The 698-nt window shown below is 56.3% G+C and carries 1 rRNA gene; it reads left to right on the top strand.

The features are described 5' to 3' along the window. A 16S ribosomal RNA gene (locus tag OPC11_RS22055) occupies positions 1 to 698 on the top strand; the annotation flags it as partial.

Genomic DNA, 698 nt, shown 5'->3' with positions numbered 1-698 from the left:
TAGCCATGCTAGTTGCACGAGTTTAGACTCGTGGCGGAAAGCTCAGTAACACGTGATCAAACTACCCTATGGATTCGAATAACCTCGGGAAACTGAGGCTAATTCGGAATAAGGCTCCATCGCTGGAATGCGTGGAGCTGGAAACGCTCCGGTGCCATAGGATGTGATTGCGGCCGATTAGGTAGACGGTGGGGTAACGGCCCACCGTGCCGATAATCGGTACGGGTTGTGAGAGCAAGAGCCCGGAGATGGATTCTGAGACAAGAATCCAGGCCCTACGGGGCGCAGCAGGCGCGAAAACTTTACACTGCACGACAGTGCGATAAGGGAACTCCAAGTGCGAGGGCATAACGTCCTCGCTTTTGTGTATCGTAAGGTGGTACACGAATAAGAGCTGGGCAAGACCGGTGCCAGCCGCCGCGGTAATACCGGCAGCTCAAGTGATGACCAATTTTATTGGGCCTAAAGCGTCCGTAGCCGGCCAGACAGGTCCGTCGGGAAATCTGCTCGCTCAACGAGCAGGCGTCCGGCGGAAACCCGCTGGCTTGGGGCCGGAAGATCCAAGGGGTACGTCTGGGGTAGGAGTGAAATCCTGTAATCCTAGACGGACCACCGATCGCGAAAGCACCTTGGAAGGACGGACCCGACGGTGAGGGACGAAAGCTAGGGTCACGAACCGGATTAGATACCCGGGTAGT

The sequence above is a fragment of the Haladaptatus sp. T7 genome (assembly GCF_026008575.1).
GTDB classification, from domain to species: Archaea; Halobacteriota; Halobacteria; order Halobacteriales; family Haladaptataceae; genus Haladaptatus; species Haladaptatus paucihalophilus.
Note: the sequence above shows the minus strand (reverse complement) of the source record. Positions and strands in the feature narration are given on the sequence as shown.